Origin of the sequence: Clostridium neonatale (genome assembly GCF_001458595.1) — a bacterium.
In the GTDB taxonomy this organism is placed as follows: Bacteria; Bacillota; Clostridia; order Clostridiales; family Clostridiaceae; genus Clostridium; species Clostridium neonatale.
The window spans coordinates 1,585,613-1,604,327 of the sequence record NZ_LN890328.1 but is presented as its reverse complement, the minus strand read 5'-3'; the positions used below and the strand labels follow the sequence as shown (position 1 = coordinate 1,604,327).

The 18,715-nt window shown below is 27.2% G+C and carries 22 protein-coding genes; 13 read left to right on the top strand and 9 right to left on the bottom strand.

Annotation, left to right across the window (positions count from 1 at the left end; all coding sequences use genetic code 11):
- Window positions 1-230 precede the first annotated feature (230 nt).
- Genes BN2920_RS14205 through BN2920_RS14195 form a run of 3 tightly spaced genes read left to right on the top strand, consistent with a single transcriptional unit; the run spans window position 231 to window position 2,099 of the window.
- Window positions 231-605, top strand: a complete 375-nt coding sequence (locus tag BN2920_RS14205) for a GntR family transcriptional regulator (protein ID WP_058295648.1) — start codon at window positions 231-233, stop codon at window positions 603-605.
- Between the two features lie 5 nt (window positions 606-610).
- The gene (locus tag BN2920_RS14200) at window positions 611-1,483 is read left to right on the top strand and encodes an ABC transporter ATP-binding protein (protein ID WP_058295647.1); all 873 of its coding nucleotides are present in this window, start codon (window positions 611-613) and stop codon (window positions 1,481-1,483) included.
- Entirely contained in the window at window positions 1,467-2,099 is a 633-nt protein-coding gene (locus tag BN2920_RS14195) for an ABC-2 transporter permease (protein WP_058295646.1), read from the top strand. Before BN2920_RS14200 ends, BN2920_RS14195 begins: the two co-directional genes overlap by 17 nt.
- A gap of 213 nt (window positions 2,100-2,312) precedes the next feature.
- Here BN2920_RS14195 and BN2920_RS14190 read toward each other — a convergent pair whose 3' ends face one another.
- The 3 genes from BN2920_RS14190 to BN2920_RS14180 all read right to left on the bottom strand — a co-directional run bounded on the left by BN2920_RS14190 (window position 2,313) and on the right by BN2920_RS14180 (window position 4,193).
- A complete protein-coding gene (locus BN2920_RS14190) occupies window positions 2,313-2,867 on the bottom strand; it encodes a metal-dependent hydrolase (protein ID WP_058295645.1) in 555 nt (184 codons plus the stop codon).
- Window positions 2,868-2,971: 104 nt separating this feature from the next.
- Window positions 2,972-3,409, bottom strand: a complete 438-nt coding sequence (locus BN2920_RS14185) for a threonine/serine exporter family protein (protein WP_058295644.1) — start codon at window positions 3,407-3,409, stop codon at window positions 2,972-2,974.
- Window positions 3,410-3,437: 28 nt separating this feature from the next.
- Complete coding sequence (locus tag BN2920_RS14180) at window positions 3,438-4,193, bottom strand: threonine/serine exporter family protein (RefSeq protein ID WP_058295643.1); 756 nt, start codon at window positions 4,191-4,193, stop codon at window positions 3,438-3,440.
- 302 nt (window positions 4,194-4,495) lie between these two features.
- On the opposite strand from BN2920_RS14180, the gene BN2920_RS14175 reads away from it, so the two are divergent.
- A complete protein-coding gene (locus tag BN2920_RS14175) occupies window positions 4,496-5,902 on the top strand; it encodes an amino acid permease (RefSeq protein ID WP_058295642.1) in 1,407 nt (468 codons plus the stop codon).
- Window positions 5,903-5,999: 97 nt separating this feature from the next.
- On the opposite strand, the gene BN2920_RS14170 is transcribed toward BN2920_RS14175, so the two are convergent.
- A complete protein-coding gene (locus BN2920_RS14170) occupies window positions 6,000-6,563 on the bottom strand; it encodes a TIGR03943 family putative permease subunit (RefSeq protein WP_058295641.1) in 564 nt (187 codons plus the stop codon).
- A gap of 178 nt (window positions 6,564-6,741) precedes the next feature.
- Here BN2920_RS14170 and BN2920_RS14165 point away from each other — a divergent pair, with 178 nt between their 5' ends.
- The 4 genes from BN2920_RS14165 to BN2920_RS14150 all read left to right on the top strand — a co-directional run bounded on the left by BN2920_RS14165 (window position 6,742) and on the right by BN2920_RS14150 (window position 11,205).
- Entirely contained in the window at window positions 6,742-7,026 is a 285-nt protein-coding gene (locus tag BN2920_RS14165; RefSeq protein WP_058295640.1) for an autorepressor SdpR family transcription factor, read from the top strand.
- Window positions 7,010-7,636: an SdpI family protein gene (locus BN2920_RS14160; RefSeq protein ID WP_058295639.1), complete on the top strand. Its 627-nt coding sequence runs from the start codon at window positions 7,010-7,012 to the stop codon at window positions 7,634-7,636. Before BN2920_RS14165 ends, BN2920_RS14160 begins: the two co-directional genes overlap by 17 nt.
- A 289-nt stretch (window positions 7,637-7,925) precedes the next feature.
- On the top strand, window positions 7,926-8,750 hold the full coding sequence (locus BN2920_RS14155) for a DUF4261 domain-containing protein (protein ID WP_083498816.1): 825 nt from the start codon (window positions 7,926-7,928) through the stop codon (window positions 8,748-8,750).
- A gap of 214 nt (window positions 8,751-8,964) precedes the next feature.
- Window positions 8,965-11,205: a carbohydrate-binding domain-containing protein gene (locus BN2920_RS14150; RefSeq protein ID WP_058295637.1), complete on the top strand. Its 2,241-nt coding sequence runs from the start codon at window positions 8,965-8,967 to the stop codon at window positions 11,203-11,205.
- 111 nt (window positions 11,206-11,316) lie between these two features.
- Here BN2920_RS14150 and BN2920_RS14145 read toward each other — a convergent pair whose 3' ends face one another.
- From BN2920_RS14145 to BN2920_RS14130, 4 genes are all read right to left on the bottom strand, one after another.
- Window positions 11,317-11,736, bottom strand: coding sequence for a hypothetical protein (locus BN2920_RS14145; protein WP_058295636.1), 420 nt, complete (start codon window positions 11,734-11,736; stop codon window positions 11,317-11,319).
- Between the two features lie 73 nt (window positions 11,737-11,809).
- A complete protein-coding gene (locus BN2920_RS14140) occupies window positions 11,810-12,454 on the bottom strand; it encodes a pentapeptide repeat-containing protein (RefSeq protein ID WP_058295635.1) in 645 nt (214 codons plus the stop codon).
- Window positions 12,455-12,675: 221 nt separating this feature from the next.
- Complete coding sequence (locus BN2920_RS14135) at window positions 12,676-13,116, bottom strand: DMT family transporter (RefSeq protein WP_058295634.1); 441 nt, start codon at window positions 13,114-13,116, stop codon at window positions 12,676-12,678.
- A gap of 15 nt (window positions 13,117-13,131) precedes the next feature.
- The gene (locus BN2920_RS14130; protein WP_058295633.1) at window positions 13,132-13,554 is read right to left on the bottom strand and encodes a DMT family transporter; all 423 of its coding nucleotides are present in this window, start codon (window positions 13,552-13,554) and stop codon (window positions 13,132-13,134) included.
- Between the two features lie 181 nt (window positions 13,555-13,735).
- On the opposite strand from BN2920_RS14130, the gene BN2920_RS14125 reads away from it, so the two are divergent.
- The 5 genes from BN2920_RS14125 to hcp all read left to right on the top strand — a co-directional run bounded on the left by BN2920_RS14125 (window position 13,736) and on the right by hcp (window position 17,787).
- Window positions 13,736-13,984: a hypothetical protein gene (locus BN2920_RS14125; RefSeq protein ID WP_058295632.1), complete on the top strand. Its 249-nt coding sequence runs from the start codon at window positions 13,736-13,738 to the stop codon at window positions 13,982-13,984.
- Window positions 13,985-13,994: 10 nt separating this feature from the next.
- On the top strand, window positions 13,995-14,681 hold the full coding sequence (locus tag BN2920_RS14120) for a helix-turn-helix domain-containing protein (protein WP_058295631.1): 687 nt from the start codon (window positions 13,995-13,997) through the stop codon (window positions 14,679-14,681).
- 377 nt (window positions 14,682-15,058) lie between these two features.
- Window positions 15,059-15,268: a hypothetical protein gene (locus BN2920_RS14115; RefSeq protein ID WP_058295630.1), complete on the top strand. Its 210-nt coding sequence runs from the start codon at window positions 15,059-15,061 to the stop codon at window positions 15,266-15,268.
- A 73-nt stretch (window positions 15,269-15,341) separates the two neighbouring features.
- Window positions 15,342-16,022 (top strand): Crp/Fnr family transcriptional regulator, encoded by a 681-nt coding sequence (locus BN2920_RS14110; RefSeq protein ID WP_058295629.1) that lies wholly within the window; start codon window positions 15,342-15,344, stop codon window positions 16,020-16,022.
- 121 nt (window positions 16,023-16,143) lie between these two features.
- The gene (gene hcp / locus BN2920_RS14105; protein ID WP_058295628.1) at window positions 16,144-17,787 is read left to right on the top strand and encodes a hydroxylamine reductase; all 1,644 of its coding nucleotides are present in this window, start codon (window positions 16,144-16,146) and stop codon (window positions 17,785-17,787) included.
- Between the two features lie 122 nt (window positions 17,788-17,909).
- Here hcp and BN2920_RS14100 read toward each other — a convergent pair whose 3' ends face one another.
- On the bottom strand, window positions 17,910-18,701 hold the full coding sequence (locus BN2920_RS14100) for a DUF1189 domain-containing protein (RefSeq protein ID WP_058295627.1): 792 nt from the start codon (window positions 18,699-18,701) through the stop codon (window positions 17,910-17,912).
- Window positions 18,702-18,715: the final 14 nt, after the last annotated feature.

The window sequence follows — 18,715 nt, the reverse complement described above, 5'->3', positions numbered from 1 at the left end:
TATGTCATACATTAGATTTCTTTATTGACGGAGATCTAATGAATAATATGTCATTATATATAGATGTGAGCTTACATACGACTAATTTTTTATAGTACGTAAGCTTTTGTTTTATATAAACTAAGATATAATTTTTAAGAAAAACTTTGGAAATATATTGACTTAAGTATATAGCGGTGATAATATGTGTATATATAATATATATACACTTTATATACGGAGGTGAAAATTTGGATATAATAATTAATAATTCATCACCAATTAAATTATATGAGCAAATAGAAAATCAAATTAAAACTCAGATATTAAATGGAAATCTAAATGCAGGGGAAGCTCTTCCATCAATAAGGACATTAGCAAAAGAACTTAAGGTAAGCATAATTACAACTAAAAGAGCTTATGAAGAGCTTGAAAAGGGAGGATATATAGAAACGGTTGTAGGAAAAGGAACTTTTGTTTCAAATGCCAATGCAGATAGATTGAAAGAAGCTGCATTATCTGAAATGGAGTGTAAATTGGAAGAAATCATAATCACAGCTAAATCTTTTGGATTGACTTTAGAGGAATGTATAGAAATTTTCAAGAGTATTTATGAGGAGGTATAACATATATGGGAGCTATACATATTAAGAAACTTAAAAAATCATATGATAATTTTATTTTAGATATAGAGGAATTGGAAATAAAAGAAGGATATATAACAGGATTTATAGGACCAAATGGAGCAGGAAAAACAACAACAATAAAATGTATACTAGACATGGTAAAAACTGATAAAGGTGAAGTAAGAGTATTAGGATATAATATAAAGCAAAATCCATATATAAAAGAAGATATTGCGTATATAGGGGGTGTTTCAGGATTCTTAGAAGAAGGCAAACTTAAAAATATTAAAAAAGGCATACAGAATTTTTACTCTAACTGGGATGAACAAGTATATAAAACTTATATTTCAAAATTCAAATTAAATGAAAATAAATGTTATCAGGATTTATCTAAAGGACAGCAAAAACAATTTGAACTTTCAATAGCTTTTGCTCATCATCCAAAACTTCTTATTATGGATGAGCCCACTGCAAATTTGGATCCAATAATTAGAAATGAATTTATAGAGATGATTCAAGAGATTATGGAAAAAGAAAATGTAAGTGTATTTTATTCAACGCATATAACAAGTGATTTAGATAAATGTGCTGATTATATAGTTTTGATTGATGAAGGAAAAATATTATTAAAAGGTGAGAAAGATGAAATATTAGAAGAACATGTTCTCGTAAAAGGGAAAAAAGAATTATTTGATAAAGAAATTAAAGAAGAATTTATAGGAATCAAAAATAATTCTTTTGGTTTTGAGGGAATGATATATGGAAGAAAAAAAGCGTTTGAATTATTCGGTAAAGAAGTAGTATATGAAAGATGCTCTTTAGAGGATATATTACTTTATTACACAAAAGGGGAGGAGAATAATGAGAGAATTAAATAATTTAATAAAAATGCAATGGTATTCATTATTAGCTGTAAAAAATTATATTTTATTAGTAGTAGTCATTGGTTTTATAACAATATTTACACAACCAACTTTTATTGCATTTGCAGGTGGAATGATACTAATGGCAGTAAACTATAGTGTTATTGCTTATGAAGATAAAAGTAAAATGGGATATTTAATTCATTCACTGCCAGTGGGCCCTAAAAAATATATATTATCAAAATATATTTATGGTTTTATAAGCATAGTATTGGTCATGATTATAACATTAATTATATTTAATATAGTGAATATATTTAATATGCAAAATTTAGAAGGAATTACATTAAGCACATTATTAATGTCTGTATTATTAATAGGCGTAGTTATTAATACAGTAACAGTTCCAGTTGGTATTATTGTTGGATTTCAAAAGGCTAGATTTATTATTACAATTTTAGCAATAGCACCAGTATGCTTTAGCCCAACACTAGTGACTTTAATTTCTAGTATCAACATTAATATAAGTGAATCAACATTAATGATTTTAACTTTGATAGCAGTTGCAATATTTACAGTAATATCATACAATATAACTTCAAAGTTATATTGTAGACGAGATGTAAAATAAATTTATGGATTAAATAAAAAATAAAGAGGGAGCTATAGCGCTAAAAAATTCGGCAACAATATACTGTTATAGTTTTTGAACTTGACAGAATATGTTGTGGTCTTTCTTGGTGCCACAGTCCTTCTTTTTATGTTTAAAGTAGTATAAAAACAAAGCTTATTGGTTATTAATTATGTATTGTGAATCATGGATAATGCATTATGCATTGAATAATTACCAGCTTATTGTAAATTTATTTCGTGAATTTTTAAGTGGAAGTTTAAATTGGAAGAAGTTTAAATATTTGCCGTTTTTAGTTATTCTATCAGCAATTATATGAAGAATGTATCCCATAGTAAATCCAACAGATAAAAATTCGTTTCCCATAAGATAAGTACTTAAACAAAATAATAATAATCCAAGCCATTTATGGGTAAACATTCTATGAGGTGAAAGCTTACCTAAGATTGTTAATATGCAAAATAAAACTATACCTTCAATATTAAGATTTAAAAATTTATTAAGGTTATATATATAAGACATTTGAAATTTGATTCCACAATAATAAAATATGCTCATTATGATTACAGCTATTGTTAAAACTTTATTGAAAATTTGCGCTGCAGTTGACTTATGACTGTCTATATCAGGCATATATGATCCTATTATTCCTCCAATTATTAAAACAATCATATTAAAATTTAAAGTCATATTTCCTAAGAAAACAAGGCCGATTACTAAACCTATTGCTGCGCTAGTTCCTATTGTCATATGTTCTTTTCCGCTCATGTATTTCTTTTCTCCTTTTCGTTTTGTATAATATTTTATAAAACCAGTATATGATTATAAAAACATTATATACGAATATGTGTTTGTATGGTAGCTTTTTATAATTATAATTTTCTTAATTTAATATTATGTAAAATTTTAAATATAGTAAAAGACAGCATTATTCCAAATGCTATAGCAAAACCAATGGACAAAGTCAATATTCCTTTATGAAGAGCTTCAGGAAAATTACCTTGAACTAAGGCTATGACAGTAGTATAAGCAGTAAACCCTGGAACGATTGGGAAAATTCCCGGAACATAAAACATAGAAGAAGGAGTCTTAATTATTCTAGCCATAATTTCGCTATAAAAATTAACAGCAAAAGCACCAAAAAATGAAGCAAAAACTGAGCTATTAGTAAGTGTTAAAAATATGCTATAAGCAATCCAGCCAAGGGCTCCAGCTAGTCCGCACCAAAGAATCTTTTTTCTATCAATATTAAATAATATGACGGGAAAAACGCTTCCTAAAAAAGCAAGAAAAGTCATTTTGATTAACATAACTCTATATTATCCTTTCAAAAAATAATTATAATGTATTAATTCCAATAAATAATGATGTACCAATTCCAACGCCAACTGCTACAATTATAAGCAGAGCTTCAAAAAACTTAGAGCACCCTGCAGAAAAGTCTCCATAAATGATATCCTTAATTCCATTTGTTAATATAACACCAGGAATCAAAATCATTATTGAACCAGCAATTACATTATGAGAATTGACACTAGAAATTAGAGTGTGGGAAAACATACTAAGTCCGCCAATAAGCAATCCGGCTAAAAAAGACTCTAAAAATTGAAAGAACCCAAGCTTCGATATCTTTTCAAATACTATATAAGTAATTAAGCATACTATTATTGCAATAAGTCCATCTAAAATTGAGCCATTAAAGAATAAAGTATATATAAAGCCTGTCATACATGCTGCCATTGTTCGAACATTAAGAGTAAAGTTTGGAGCATTTTTAATTTTTTCTAAACTTTTTTTGGCGTCTTCATATGTTAGTAAGCTTTTTTCAAGCTTCCTTGAAAAAGAATTTATAAGTTCTATCCTATATAAATCAACATGCTTTTCTTTAATTTTTTTCATAGAAGTTATTTTTTCTAGATTACAATCTTCAACCAGAAGTAAAAGACCGTTAGACATAGCAATACATTCACTATTAAATCCATATGACTTACATATTTTTGAGACAGTATCTTCAATTCTATAATTCTCGGCACCATTTTCAAGTAATATTTCTCCTGCTGTAAGAGCAATATCTATAACATTTTGAACATTCATAAAGTCCTCCATATATTATGCATACATTATTTACATCACTTAATTAATTATATAAGATGTAATAAATTTTTCAATTATCATTGATATAAATATTTTTAGTGCATAATTATTTATAAAAATATAGTAATTATTAATATTAAGTTTTAATTATAATAAAAAATAGTTACTAAATTTGCTTTATTGATACTTAAAATGCTTATGAAATATCAATTAGTAAAATGCAATAAATAGCTAGATCATAAACAAAATGTTAAAATTTTAAAATGAAAATTAAAAAATAATAAAATGAAAGAAGGGGTAAAATGTCGGAAAATAATAATAAAAAAATAATGTGGTATACATTGGCCTTTATGGCGTTCTCAACTGTATGGGGATTTGGAAATGTTATAAATGGGTTTTCTGAATACAATGGTTTACAAGCTATTGTAGCATGGCTTATAATATTTGCTATTTATTTTGTACCATATGCACTTATGGTAGGAGAATTAGGTTCAGCATTTAAAGAACATGGTGGTGGAGTTAGCTCATGGATTAATGAAACAATAGGGCCTAAAATAGCATATTATGCAGGTTGGACATACTGGATAGTTCATATGCCTTATATTTCACAAAAGCCACAAGGGGTTATGATTGCCACAAGCTGGGCAATATTCCAAGATAAAAGAATTAGTGATATGAACCCTGTCCTTATGCAAGGAATTTGTTTAGCAATTTTCTTAATTGGACTTTATATTGCTTCAAAAGGGCTGAACCCATTAAAGAAATTAGCAACACTTGCAGGTTCATCTATGTTTATAATGTCAATTTTATTTATATTATTGATGATAGCGGCACCAGCTATAACAAATGCACCGCTAAATTCAATTGATTGGTCAGTAAAAACATTTATGCCTACATTTGATGTAAAATTCTTTACAAGTTTATCTATTTTAGTATTTGCAGTTGGTGGATGTGAAAAAATATCTCCATACGTAAATCAAATGAAAGATCCAGCAAAAGGTTTTTCAAAAGGAATGATAACACTTGCAATAATGGTAGCGGTATGTGCTATCTTAGGAACAATCTCTCTTGGAATGATGTTTGATTCGAATAACATTCCAAATGATTTAATGACTAATGGTGCTTATTATGCATTCCAAAGATTAGGAGAATATTATCATGTAGGTAATTTCTTTGTTGTAATTTATGCTCTTACAAATTTAGTTGGGCAAGTATCTACACTTATTATATCAATTGATGCACCACTTCGTATGCTTCTTGATAGTGCTGATAAGAGATTTATACCAGAAGCTATGTTTAAGCAAAATAAACATGGTGCATATGTAAATGGACAAAAACTTGTAATGGTTATTGTTTCAATTTTAATCATAGTACCAGCTTTCGGTATAGGAAATGTTGATGATTTGGTTAAATGGCTTGTAAAGCTAAATGCAGTATGTATGCCACTACGTTATCTTTGGGTATTTGTAGCATATATTGCACTTAAAAAGGCAGGAGATAAATTTGGCAGAGAGTATTTCTTTGTAAAAAATAAGATTGTAGGTATTATATTTGGAGTTTGGTGTTTTGCATTTACTGCTTTTGCATGTATAGGTGGTATGTATTCAGAAGATAAATTCCAATTAATTCTTAATATAATAACACCATTTGTTTTAATTCTATTAGGATTAATCATGCCATATCTTGCAAAAAGAGAGAGAGCAAAATAATTTTTAAAAGATATAGATATAAGATAGAATGATATAACATAATAAATACAAAATAAGAGCTATTGTAATTTGCATAAATTCACAATAGCTCTTATTTTTAATATGTCACCTTTTCTTGACCAGCTTCTATATTGGAAATAATTTGAATCTTTAAAACGGGTTCCTCTTTTCCATCTTTAAACTGTTTGCCTATTATCCCAGATGCTTCAACCCAAGTATCTTCAGGAGGAATCTGTCCAGAATAATTTGCATCAATTCCAACAAATACTTCATGAGTATGATCATCATGAGCCATATCATATAAACGTATTATACTAAAATTTGAATCATCTATAACCTTAACAATACCTTGGATTTTAAGAGTTTTTCCAATGTATTCATCTAAATTTATAAATATATCATCTAACTGAGTAATGAAGGATTCATCTTTTATTATTATATCATTATTTCTTATTATAGATGGTGTATTGTTTTCTACAAGGTCACTATTTGTATTTATAGAATCAGTTTCTAATTCTTTTTCATCTTCAGTATTACTATCACTGCTTTCAGGTATACTATTATTAATTTTATCTGAATTTATATTATCAAAATTAGTCATAAATAATATTGCACAGACAACAAAAATGGCTGATAGTATTATAATTAATTTCTTTTTCATTTGTTTTCTCCTTTAAATAATCGTGTATAAGTATTTTAAAGCAGATTTTTATATATTACAAGATATAATTGTATAGAATATCTATTTAGAAAAAGTTCTAAATAGATATTGCTTTTTGTTTTATATTATCCTATAATCTATTTAGATATATTTCAAAATAGATTATAGGAGGGGTTACATGGGATTCGCTGATACATTTAAAGCTCTTTCTGATCCAATAAGAAGAGAAATTTTAGTTATGCTTAAAGATAAAAAAATGTCAGCAGGGGAAATAGCATCAAATTTTAATATGACAAATGCGACAATTTCATATCATTTATCACAGCTTAAAAAAGCAAATTTAATAATTGAAAGTAAATATAAAAATTTTATATACTATGAAATAAATATTTCTGTATTTGAAGAGGTTATGCTATGGTTTTCGCAATTTAAAGGAGGGAACATAAATGAAAAAGATAATTAGTAGAACTATGATTATAACTAGTATAATATGCTTAATTCCATTTTTCATATCAACTATATTTTACAAGTCTTTGCCAGATCAAGTAGCAACACATTTTGGCTTTAATGGTATGCCAGATGGATACAGTTCTAAGATGTTTGCAGCATTTGGATTGCCACTTATCATGTTAGTAATAAATTTTATAAGTAATTTTACTATAGATAATGATCCTAAAAAAGCAAATGCTTCGAAAAGAATTAAAATTATAGGAAAGTGGACAGTTCCAATATTATCTGTACTTATGCAGAGTAGTATTATTGCAAATGCAGTAGGAATCAAGATTAATATTTCAATGTATGTATCAATTGGACTAGGAATACTTATTATGATAATAGGTAATTATCTTCCAAAGTGTAAGCAAAATTATACTGTAGGAATTAAAACCCCATGGACTCTTAATAATGAAGAAGTTTGGAATAAGACTCATAAAATATCAGGATATTTATGGGTTATTGGAGGCTTCATTATTACAATATCATCATTTATAGGATTTGAATCTATTATGCTTGTTGTACTTATAATAATAGCATTTGTTCCAATAGTATATTCTTATATATTATATAAAAAATGAAAAATCTTCATCAGTAGATGAAGATGTGATATAATGCTAGGCTCGTACATAACCAAGCATTATAGCCAATAAAACAAAATTAGAATGTATAATGATTGTATAGACAAGTTATAAAATATGAATTAAAGAATAAGATTACCCCTGTTAAGTAGTGGAAATTAGAAGAATATACTATTACAAAATTTCCTTAACAGGGGAATTTTGATTTTTTACCATATCTTTTCACTTATTTATCATATATAATTGATTAGAGATAATATAAAAAATATTATAAGCTGGGGGGATAATAATGTTTAATAATAAGGAAGAGAAAAATTCATTTGCTTTGTATTTATTATTTAATGAAAAACTTATTATGAATGAGAAAAACATAAGTGATAGGATTAAAAGAATTGATAATGACAAAGTTGAAGTTACTCCTATATTAGGATTAAATGCTGAAGGAGCTTTATACTGCAATATAACAATAAATGATGAGAATTTTAAACTTGTAGGAATCGACTCGAAAGTGCCAGAAGAAATAAGTAGTTATACAATAGATTGTGCTTATGGAAAAAGAGAAGAATTAGAAGACATGAGTAAACATAGTTATCATATTATAGCTTTTTATGAGGGGAAGAGCAATGATATGATGCATATCTTAAATTTGTATTACAAATTATCATATGGCTTTTTAGAACATGGATTTTTAGGATTAGCTAATGGATACAGCTGGAATGTAGTAACACCAAGTTTAATACAAGGAATGGCAGAAGATGAAGAGTTGAAAGAATTTGCAAACACACCAGCTATGATGATATATAGAAATTTTCTAAAGATACCACATAATGATGGAGTATGGTTTACTACCAAGGGAAATAATTTATTTGGCGTTAATGAGTTTGCTTTTTATGGCGATTTTGAAAAAACTCAAGAAATTTATGATATATTTGAAGATGTATTTTATTATATTTATGAAAGTGATGTACATATAGAAGCAGGACATACAATTCAGCTTGGAGATGATGTGTTTTTAAAATTTAAAGAAGTATATGAACTTCAAGATACGCTTGAAGGAGAAGGTATAGGTACTTTGGTACTAGAAAAAATAAATAGTGATGAAATAAATATGTAGAATTAAAAGACTAATATTTCTAAATATAAAAGAGATATTGGTCTTTTAATTATTTAATTATTTAATTAAGCAAATAGTTAATTACCGTTCAGCTTAAATTAAGACAAGGATGATAATATAATCCTATAACAAAGAAGAATGATATTTTTGTTGCTCAAGGTTTAATGTAATGAGATATAACAACATTAAATAGGGAAAGTTATAGGAGGAAATTATGAAGAAAAAGCTTATTAGCATTTTGGTGGCGTTAACTTTATGTATAAGTGCATTAACTGGATGTTCAAATACAAATAATATAACAGCGAGAACTGTAGATTCTAAAATAACAGTTTCAGCAGGAGAAAGTGAAACTGTTCCTAAAGTAGATACATATATAGAATTAGGTGAAAATATAAACGTAGATGGTGATGGCGTAACTGTTGATAATAACATTGTTACTATTAATCGTGGAGGGACGTACAGTTTAAGTGGTAAATTAGAAGATGGACAGATAATTGTTGCAGCAAGTGAAATTGAAAAAGTATATTTGGTATTAAATGGTGTGGATATAACATGTTCAAATACATCAGCAATTTATGTTAAAGAAGCAGAAAAAACTGTAATTTCATTGGCTGATAACACAGAAAATTATATAAGAGATGGAGCAAATTATGAATTAGAAGATGAAAATGATAAAAGAGATGCTGCCATATATAGCAAAGATAATTTAACATTTGTTGGCAGTGGAAACTTAACTGTTGAAGGTAATTATAATGATGGAATAACAGGAAAAGATGATTTAAAAATAGAAGGCGGAAATATAAAAGTAAATGCTGTTAATGACGGAATCAAAGGAAAAGATTCTTTAGTTGTCACAGGTGGTAACATAACTATAAATAGCGGCCAAGATGGTATGAAATCTAATAGTGATGAAAATACTGAGAAAGGTTATGTATTAATTGAAGGTGGTATAATGAATATTACATCTGGAAATGATGGTATTCAAGGTGAAAATAATGTTTATATAAGAAATGGTGACATAACTATAAATTCTGGTGGTGGAAGTGAAAATGGTGAAATTCACAATGAAATGCCGCCAGGAGGAATGAATGAGATGAGAAAACCTGGTGAAGAGGATACAGCAAATGCAGATTCTTCAACAAATGTTCAAACAGACAATAGCAATTCAAATGATAATGAGCAAACTTCTGAAAATAGCTCAGCAGAAGAAAGCACAATATCTGATAGCCATAAAGGTATAAAAGCGGACAGTAAAATTATAATTGAAAATGGAACTTTTAATATAGATTCAGCAGATGATTCTATACATACAAATGATACTATAATAATAGATGGAGGAACATTTAACTTATCTTCTGGAGATGATGGTATACATGCTGATACACTGATTGAAATAAATAGTGGAACTATAAATGTAAACAAATCTTATGAAGGTATTGAAGGAAAAACAATAAATATAAACGATGGTAAAATATACGTTAAAGCCAGCGATGATGGTATAAATGCATCAGATGGAAGTGATTCTGAATCAGAAGAAATGGGTGCACCTCAAGGAGGAGGACCTATGGGTGGAACAAAGCCATCTGAAGAAGGAATGCAAGGTGAAAAACCACAATTTAACGAGAATAATGCACCAAATATGCAAGAGGGTATGCCAAACAGTGAAGGTGAAAAGCCTGAACTAGGACAATCAAATGATCAGAATCAGACGCAAAATACCAATAATATGCCACAAATGAATGCTGGAGAGGCTATTAATGCTAATGGAAATAATGCACAAAAAGAAGCTCAACCATCAACGGGAGATATGCAAGGCGGAAGAGGACCAATGGGTGGAGAATCTTCAGGTACTGGTGTATTAAATATCAATGGTGGATATATTGTAGTTGATGCAGATGGCGATGGTCTTGATGCAAATGGATCAATATATATGAGTGGCGGCACTGTAATAGTATATGGTCCTACAAATAGTGGAAATGGAGCATTAGATTACGATAAGGAATTTAACATAACTGGTGGAATCTTAGTTGCGACTGGAAGTACAGGTATGGCTCAAACTCCAAGCAGCACATCTACACAATATATTCTTAATTTAACTTTAAGTGATCAGGAAGCTAATACACTGGTAAGAATTCAAGATGAAGATGGAAATGAAGTAATAACAATTGCACCAGATAAAAAATTTGCTTCATTTATAATATCAACTCCAGATTTAAAGAAAGGTTCAAACTATAAGGTTTATACTGGCGGAAGTGTAGATGGCGGAAATGAAGAAAATGGATTATATAAAAATAGTAATTATACTAAAGGGACAGAAGTTATAAGTACTTCTATTTCAGAAATTATAACAAGTGCAACTCAAGAGGGAGTTACAGTATCCAATTCTCATGGCGGAGGCATGAACAAAAATGGAGGAATGGGAAGAGGAAATAGAATGGAGGGTAATGTAAAGTAAAGGAACTCGCAGTTTAGAAGATAATAAGAAAAGTTTTGCCACAATCATTATTGTCTTGTGGCAAAACTTTTTTTCTATGTAAAAAGTAGTAATGAATTCATAAAGAACACCTTAATTATTGATTTTAGGTGTATATCCAGTTATAACTAAGTAAGCCCAATCTTTTTCTGGAACCGCAGTCCATTCACATTGAACATTAAGAAATTTAAGCCAAGCATTAAGGCCATGGCTATCTTTACTTACGTTTGGTGATTTTCTTCCATGCTTTTCTTTTAAATAATCTAACAGTTTGATTTGTTCATCTTTTCCTAATTGTTTATTAATTAGATTTTTAATTTCTTCTATACATTCGTAATAAACTATAGAATCTTCAGCATAGAGTTCATTTGCATAGACTTGTCTTTCTTGATTCAAAACATCCATAATTTCATTAATTTCATCTATATTGCTTAAATAATTTTTAGATCGTCTTAAAGCTTCAATATCTTTATCAAGCTTATTTATTGTTTTTTCTAATTTTTCAAATCTCATTTATTTTCTCTCTTTCAAATACTTATTTTAATGATAGATTTTATTTAGAATAGTTATTATATAAACTTAGCTTTTAAAAATTCATTTCATTAATAAGTTTAACTACATAACTAAGAGTATAAAAATCCTTATCTACTTCAAATTTTAAATAATGCATACCTTCAATTAATGTTTTTTCATCAAAAAGTTCACTTAAAAGCATAAATGTTAGTCCATTTATATCTCCATCTTTTGTATCAAAGATTCTTGATCTTTTAACATATTCATTTTCCATAGCAACATTAATGGCATCTTTTAACTCATCACTTATATTTAATTCTGGCATAGAATCAAATATTCTTATTTCAGGATGATTTAGATTCAAGTTTTTAGAAGAAGATAAATCACATCCTACAAAAATAGTCTTATTAAATTTGGCACCATTAAAATCTACACCATTTAAATTTGCACCTTCAAATATTGTATTACTGAATTTTGCTTCTTTAAATTTAGAACCCTTTAAATTAGAGCCTATAAATTCTGCACCAGTAAAATTTCCTCTAAAGAAATTACATTTTTTAAAGTGAGCACCTCTAAAACTTGCGTATTCAAAATGTGAGTTAGAAAAATCACAAGCATAGCATTTAGCTTTGAAAAAATTATTATATCTAAAGTTTTTATTACTTTTATCAGCATTATCATAACAGAAATTATTTTGTTCACTTTTGTTTAAAGCCATTATTATTACCTCCAAATATATTATAAGACAGCTATAGTATATTAAATTAGAAATAATATAGCTTCATTAAGTATAGTATAGATACTATTAAAAAAAGTCAAGTAAATATCCTAAGCAAATATATAAACACAAATTTAATTAATAATGAATAGTAACATGTAAGGTAAGTTTACTATTTATAGATAATTTTATTATTGTAAATAGTAATGTGAAAATATTTATTACGCTTTTTTATTATCTAAATAATCAATATATAGGTTATAACCTAAACCTAAGACTACAAATAAACCACCAATTATCTTATTTAGAGGTAGAGCACCTTCAATCATCCAGTCTATAGCAACTCCAGTAAAAAGCTGAGCTGTAAATACAAACAATGTTACATAAAATGAAGGCATTTTAGGAGTTACTACACTATTTAAAATAACGATAATTACACCTAAGAAACCACCTAAATAAGCGTAAAATGGTATCCCGTTCAAAGAGCTTAAAGATAATTTTTCTCCTATTATAATAAATAAAATAAGAGATGTTAATGCTGCTGTTAGATAATTAAAGTAACTAGATTCGATTAATCCTATTTTTTCTGATAGTCTTGTATTAAGAACTCTAGAAACTACAACAATAACGCCAGCAAGCATGGAAATTAATATATAAAACATCTATATCCTCCTAACTTAAATAAATGTCATAATGCCAATACCAACTATTATAACGGCAAATCCAATTAGTTTTTTCTTGTTAAAATGTATCTTTGGCATTCCTAAAAGACCATAGTAATCAAAAACTAATGATGTGGAAATTTGCCCTAGAAGCCCTAAGGATACAGGCAAAGATACTCCTATTTTGGGAAAGCTGATATTGTTAAATAAAACTGTAAAAACACTCATAGCACCAGCACTATAAAGGTATAATGGCAGATTCATTTTAAATGGTATTTTTATTTTTTTGATTAACATTATTATAACAAGAAAAATATATCCTATAATATGAATAAGTAATAGGGAAGAGTAAGTTCCCATTGTAGAAGATAATCTTCCATTAAAAGCAATCATAACTGCAATGAGCATACCGATTAATAATGATAAAATATTATACATAAGTTCTCCTTTTAAAATTTATTATGATATAGTAAAATCACAAATATAGTTTATTTTATTATTTGCAATTTAAATAGGACATATGTCATGTTTTAAATATTTTTAATATATATTCACAAAATAAAACATATGTGGTAATATATATAAGTTCGGATAGAATTATAGTAAAGGAGATTATCCTATGAAAGGAAAAATCAAAAATTTAAATAACGAAAATAAGAAAATAAATTGTAAGAAAATCTATAAAGATATAGAATTAATGCATGCTGTTGAAAGTTATTTAAAAACTGAATGTTACGAATCATATGAAAAAAATAATTTAAAAAAAGCATTTGAAATAGCAAAACATGACGATTCAATTAGGCTAGAAATAATGAATATAATAGATGAATTTTTATTTGAAGATAATAATCAAAAAAATATGTTTTAGGTAATTAAATATGAAAAAAATAGAAAACATCAAACTTTTAGAAAATTTTATAATTCAATATAAAATCAATGAATTATTTACTGAAGATATGACAGAATATATGTCTTTATATATGTGGAATAAAAATGAGTACATATGTAAAGAAGGAGGAGAATTAAATAATATATTTTTTCTTGTAAGAGGAAAAGCTAAGGTTTCTAAAAATTTGGCTAATGGTAAGAGTTTGCTTATTTCATTTTACAAGCCATTTAGAATAATAGGTGATATTGAATTTGTTCGTGATAATATTGCTGATTGCAGTGTTCAGACTATAAAAGATACTTATGCAATAGGAATTCATTTTGATGTAGCAAGAGCTAAGCTTTCAAAGGATTCAAAGTTTTTACTATTTATATGTAAATACTTAAGTGAGAAGCTGAGTGATTCAAGTAATAATAACTCAATAACAATATTATGTTCTTTAGAAAGCAGATTAGCTAGTTATATATATGCTTTTGTAAGTGAAGAAAATTATGAAGAATTTGCTTTTGAAGAAAGTTATAGTGAGATTGCAGAACTGCTTGGAACAAGCTATAGACATCTGAATAGAACTTTAAACAAACTATGTGTAGATAATGTATTACAAAAGGATGGTAAAAAATATATAATAAAAGACATAAAAAGATTAAAATGCTTATCAGGAGATTTGTATAGATAATAATTAATAAATATTATGGAATATATTTATTAAGACAGCATATATTATATAGAAATATAAAATAGTATGGATTTATATCTATACTATTTTTTTATTCTTTAGGAAATTATATTACAGTATAACTTGTGGATAATATTGTAACAACTTAATATATAGTACCTAAAGAATAAAAAATAAATTATATGCGCCTGGCCTTTTCTTCGGCAAGCTCAGAAAATCCAGAATGCCCTAAAAAATCGACGGCTCATAAGACCTTTAATTAAAGTCATTGACTGTTAATGTATTTATTTTTTGAGAGGAAAATGTTACACAGTCGCCTTGGCGATTTTTTTATTGCATTAGAAAAAATGTTCTAATTTATTTTAGGGGGAAGAGATATGGAAATGATGATAAGCTATAAAAATGGAAGAAAAAATACATATATAAAAGAAGGAAAGTATATGTTTATAAGCAATATAAAAATATCACCTAAAAATAGTAATAAAACTTCTAAAGAAAAAGATGATGATGATTTTAATATATATGATGATATAAATTTAATGGTTAACATGATAAATAAAAAGAAAAATATAAAAAATTTATATTAACAAACATAGTTAAATATGATATATAAAATTATATAACATTAAATAATATTAAAAATGAAAAGAGAAAGATGCTATGGAAGAAATTATAAAAAAACTAGAAAAGAATGAATTATTTAATAATGTAGATAAAACTAAAATGTTAAAGATACTAGGTAATTTGAAATATTCAATAGTTTCTTATAAAAAAGGTGAAGTTATTTTCCAAGAAGAAGAAATATGCAGTGCAATTGGGCTTATAATTGATGGAACAATAAATATAGAACGTATATATCCAAATGGAAAAAGTATAGTTATGAGCAAGTTTAAAGACGGTGATGTTTTTGGAGAAGCGTTATTATTTTCTAAAGTAAATAAATATCCAGCAACAGTGATAGCACTTAGTGATTGTAAGGTACTTTATTTAACAAAAAATGAAATTATAAAATTATTTTCTGTGGAAAATAAACTTATGGAAAATTTTATGATGTTATTAAGTGAGAAAATAATAATTCTTAATAATAAGATACGAAGTATTTCTCTTAAATCTGTTAGACAAAAAGTTGTTGATTATATTTTATGTGAGTACATGAATGAAAAAAATGAAGAAATTAAATTGAAATACAGCAAAGAAGAAATAGCTAATGATATAGGTATACCGAGACCATCACTATCTAGAGAGTTAATTAAGCTTAGAGATGAAGGATTAATTAACTTTAGCAGAAATAAAATAACAATATTAAATATTGAAGAGCTAGAAGATATTTTATTTAATTAAAGGGGTTTGTAACAAATGTTACAGATTCTTTTTTGTTTTCGGTATAAAATCTCATTATAAAGTAAGTCCTAACAAAAATAAAAATATATAAATTAATAAGAAGTTAAAGGAGATTTTAATTATGGAGAACAAAATGTTTTGCTTTCAATGTCAGGAAACAGCAGGATGCAGCGGATGCACAAAATTTGGAGTGTGCGGAAAGAGTCCAGATTTAGCAAGAATGCAGGATCTATTAGTATATGTTACTAAGGGATTAAGTGAAGTAACAACTAAATTAAGAGAAGAAGGAAAGAAAGTTTCTTTTGAAATAAACAATTATATAACTTTAAATTTATTTACTACAATTACAAATGCAAATTTTGATGATGAAATATTTTATAATAGAGTATTTGAAACATTAAGTATAAAAGAAAAACTATTAAATGAGCTTAAAAATAAAGAAAATTTATCAAATGCAGCATTATATAATGGTAAGACAAGAGAAGAATTAGATGAAAAATCAAGAGTAGTAGGTGTACTTGCTACAAAAGATGAGGACATAAGAAGCTTAAGGGAATTAATTATATATGGATTAAAAGGAATGTCAGCATACTTAAAGCATGCAAATGAACTTGGATATGATGATGAAGATGTAAATATATTTATGCAAAATACTTTAGCTAAAACATTAGATGATTCTTTAAGCGTAGATGAACTTGTAGCCTTAACATTAGAAACAGGAAAAGTAGGAGTAGATGGTATGGCATTACTTGATAAAGCCAATACTGAAAGCTATGGAAATCCTGAAGTAAGCAAGGTTAATATAGGTGTAGGCAAAAATCCAGGGATCTTAGTATCAGGACATGATTTAAAAGACTTGGAAGAATTATTAGAGCAGTCAGAAGATACTGGAGTAGATATTTATACTCACTCAGAAATGTTACCAGCGCATTACTATCCAAAATTAAAGAAATATAAACATTTAGTAGGTAACTACGGAAATGCGTGGTGGAAGCAAAAAGAAGAATTTGAAAGTTTTAATGGACCAATTCTTATGACTACAAATTGTATAGTTCCTCCAACATCAAGAGAAACATACAAAGAAAGAATGTTCACAACAGGTGCAGCCGGATTTATAGGATGCAAGCATATTGAAAAAGATGAAAATGGACATAAAGATTTTTCAGAAATAATTGAAATGGCTAAAAAATGTAAAGCTCCAACTGAAATTGAAAGAGGAGAAATAATTGGAGGATTTGCTCATGCTCAAGTATTTGCTTTAGCTGATAAGGTTGTAGAAGCAGTTAAGACTGGAGCTATAAAGAAATTCTTTGTAATGGCTGGATGTGATGGTAGAGCTAAATCAAGAAATTATTATACAGACTTTGCAAAGGCTCTTCCAAAGGATACAGTAATTCTTACAGCAGGATGTGCAAAATATAAATATAATAAATTAGAACTTGGAGATATTAACGGAATTCCAAGAGTATTAGATGCAGGACAATGTAATGATTCATATTCACTTGCTTTAATAGCATTAAAATTAAAAGAGGTATTTGAACTTGAAGATATTAATGAATTGCCATTAGCATTTAACATTGCTTGGTATGAGCAAAAAGCTGTTATAGTATTATTATCATTATTATATCTTGGAGTGAAAAATATTCATTTAGGACCAACACTTCCAGCATTCCTTTCACCAAATGTTGCAAAAGTTTTAGTAGAGAACTTTGGAATTGGTGGAATAACAAATGTGGAAGATGATTTAAAAATGTTTTTAGAATAATATTAAAAATAAGAGAGCTTTAGAATTTTTCTAAAGCTCTCTTATTTTCATATATTGATGATTTTTTAAGAAGAAAATCATCAATATATGATTATTGAAAATTGTTTATTGTTAATTATTACTTATACTATATTCATATTAGTATTTTCAGAATTTTTTATATTACTTAAAGCAAATCCAGCATAAACAAGAGCTGTACTATAATAGATAACAGAAAAACCTAATAAATTGATCCCAGCCACGCTTAGTAAAGTTTTTAAAAGCATTGGAAGAGTAATTGCATAAAAACCAATTATACAAGATTTAGTGTAATTTAATCCTGTGTTAAGAATTTTATTAATTAAATATGCTATAGGACCTATTATAATAAATACTGAAAGCAATTTTCCGATGAAAGAAAATATAGGACCAAATAAAAATAAAAGTGTTATTGATAGACTAACATAAAAGTCTATTAAAGGATAAACATCTTCTTTATTTAGATCAGGAACCATATTAATTGAAGAAGCATTTACTATATTAGAATCTACTTTTACTTTAACATTATTTTGATCTACAATTAAAGCTAAATCATATTTATTTAATAAAGCAGCATTGTTTTTTCCAGTTGTATCTAGTATGTATGCCATTCCGGATTCATCTTCATAAACTACTGGTTCTGTAGAGTCTAAATGAAATTTACCATCCTTTATATAAAAGTTAGGGATATTTCTTGAAAGTACTTCTTTTATTTCAACACCTTTGTCAGTTACTATATTAGTTAAGTTAAAATTCACAAAAAAAGAGAATATTACAGATACTATAAATATATATAGTATAGATTTAGATAATCCTTCTTTTATGAAATCTTTATATGCATCAAAGTTAAAAAAACTATATGCAAATTTATGTGTTAATCGTAATTTGTTTTCCAAAATTTTTCCTCCTA

Excerpts from the sequence above, each read along its gene's own strand:
- BN2920_RS14115 (WP_058295630.1), top strand. The coding sequence starts at position 15,059 with ATGGAAATGATGATAAGCTATAAAAATGGAAGAAAAAATACATATATA.
- BN2920_RS14145 (WP_058295636.1), bottom strand. The coding sequence starts at position 11,736 with ATGAGATTTGAAAAATTAGAAAAAACAATAAATAAGCTTGATAAAGAT.
- BN2920_RS14155 (WP_083498816.1), top strand. The coding sequence starts at position 7,926 with ATGTTTAATAATAAGGAAGAGAAAAATTCATTTGCTTTGTATTTATTA.
- BN2920_RS14175 (WP_058295642.1), top strand. The coding sequence starts at position 4,496 with ATGTCGGAAAATAATAATAAAAAAATAATGTGGTATACATTGGCCTTT.
- BN2920_RS14135 (WP_058295634.1), bottom strand. The coding sequence starts at position 13,116 with ATGTTTTATATATTAATTTCCATGCTTGCTGGCGTTATTGTTGTAGTT.
- BN2920_RS14150 (WP_058295637.1), top strand. The coding sequence starts at position 8,965 with ATGAAGAAAAAGCTTATTAGCATTTTGGTGGCGTTAACTTTATGTATA.
- BN2920_RS14110 (WP_058295629.1), top strand. The coding sequence starts at position 15,342 with ATGGAAGAAATTATAAAAAAACTAGAAAAGAATGAATTATTTAATAAT.
- BN2920_RS14190 (WP_058295645.1), bottom strand. The coding sequence starts at position 2,867 with ATGAGCGGAAAAGAACATATGACAATAGGAACTAGCGCAGCAATAGGT.
- hcp (WP_058295628.1), top strand. The coding sequence starts at position 16,144 with ATGGAGAACAAAATGTTTTGCTTTCAATGTCAGGAAACAGCAGGATGC.
- BN2920_RS14185 (WP_058295644.1), bottom strand. The coding sequence starts at position 3,409 with ATGTTAATCAAAATGACTTTTCTTGCTTTTTTAGGAAGCGTTTTTCCC.
- BN2920_RS14120 (WP_058295631.1), top strand. The coding sequence starts at position 13,995 with ATGAAAAAAATAGAAAACATCAAACTTTTAGAAAATTTTATAATTCAA.
- BN2920_RS14165 (WP_058295640.1), top strand. The coding sequence starts at position 6,742 with ATGGGATTCGCTGATACATTTAAAGCTCTTTCTGATCCAATAAGAAGA.
- BN2920_RS14140 (WP_058295635.1), bottom strand. The coding sequence starts at position 12,454 with ATGGCTTTAAACAAAAGTGAACAAAATAATTTCTGTTATGATAATGCT.
- BN2920_RS14130 (WP_058295633.1), bottom strand. The coding sequence starts at position 13,554 with ATGTATAATATTTTATCATTATTAATCGGTATGCTCATTGCAGTTATG.
- BN2920_RS14160 (WP_058295639.1), top strand. The coding sequence starts at position 7,010 with ATGAAAAAGATAATTAGTAGAACTATGATTATAACTAGTATAATATGC.
- BN2920_RS14195 (WP_058295646.1), top strand. The coding sequence starts at position 1,467 with ATGAGAGAATTAAATAATTTAATAAAAATGCAATGGTATTCATTATTA.
- BN2920_RS14125 (WP_058295632.1), top strand. The coding sequence starts at position 13,736 with ATGAAAGGAAAAATCAAAAATTTAAATAACGAAAATAAGAAAATAAAT.
- BN2920_RS14180 (WP_058295643.1), bottom strand. The coding sequence starts at position 4,193 with ATGAATGTTCAAAATGTTATAGATATTGCTCTTACAGCAGGAGAAATA.
- BN2920_RS14200 (WP_058295647.1), top strand. The coding sequence starts at position 611 with ATGGGAGCTATACATATTAAGAAACTTAAAAAATCATATGATAATTTT.
- BN2920_RS14170 (WP_058295641.1), bottom strand. The coding sequence starts at position 6,563 with ATGAAAAAGAAATTAATTATAATACTATCAGCCATTTTTGTTGTCTGT.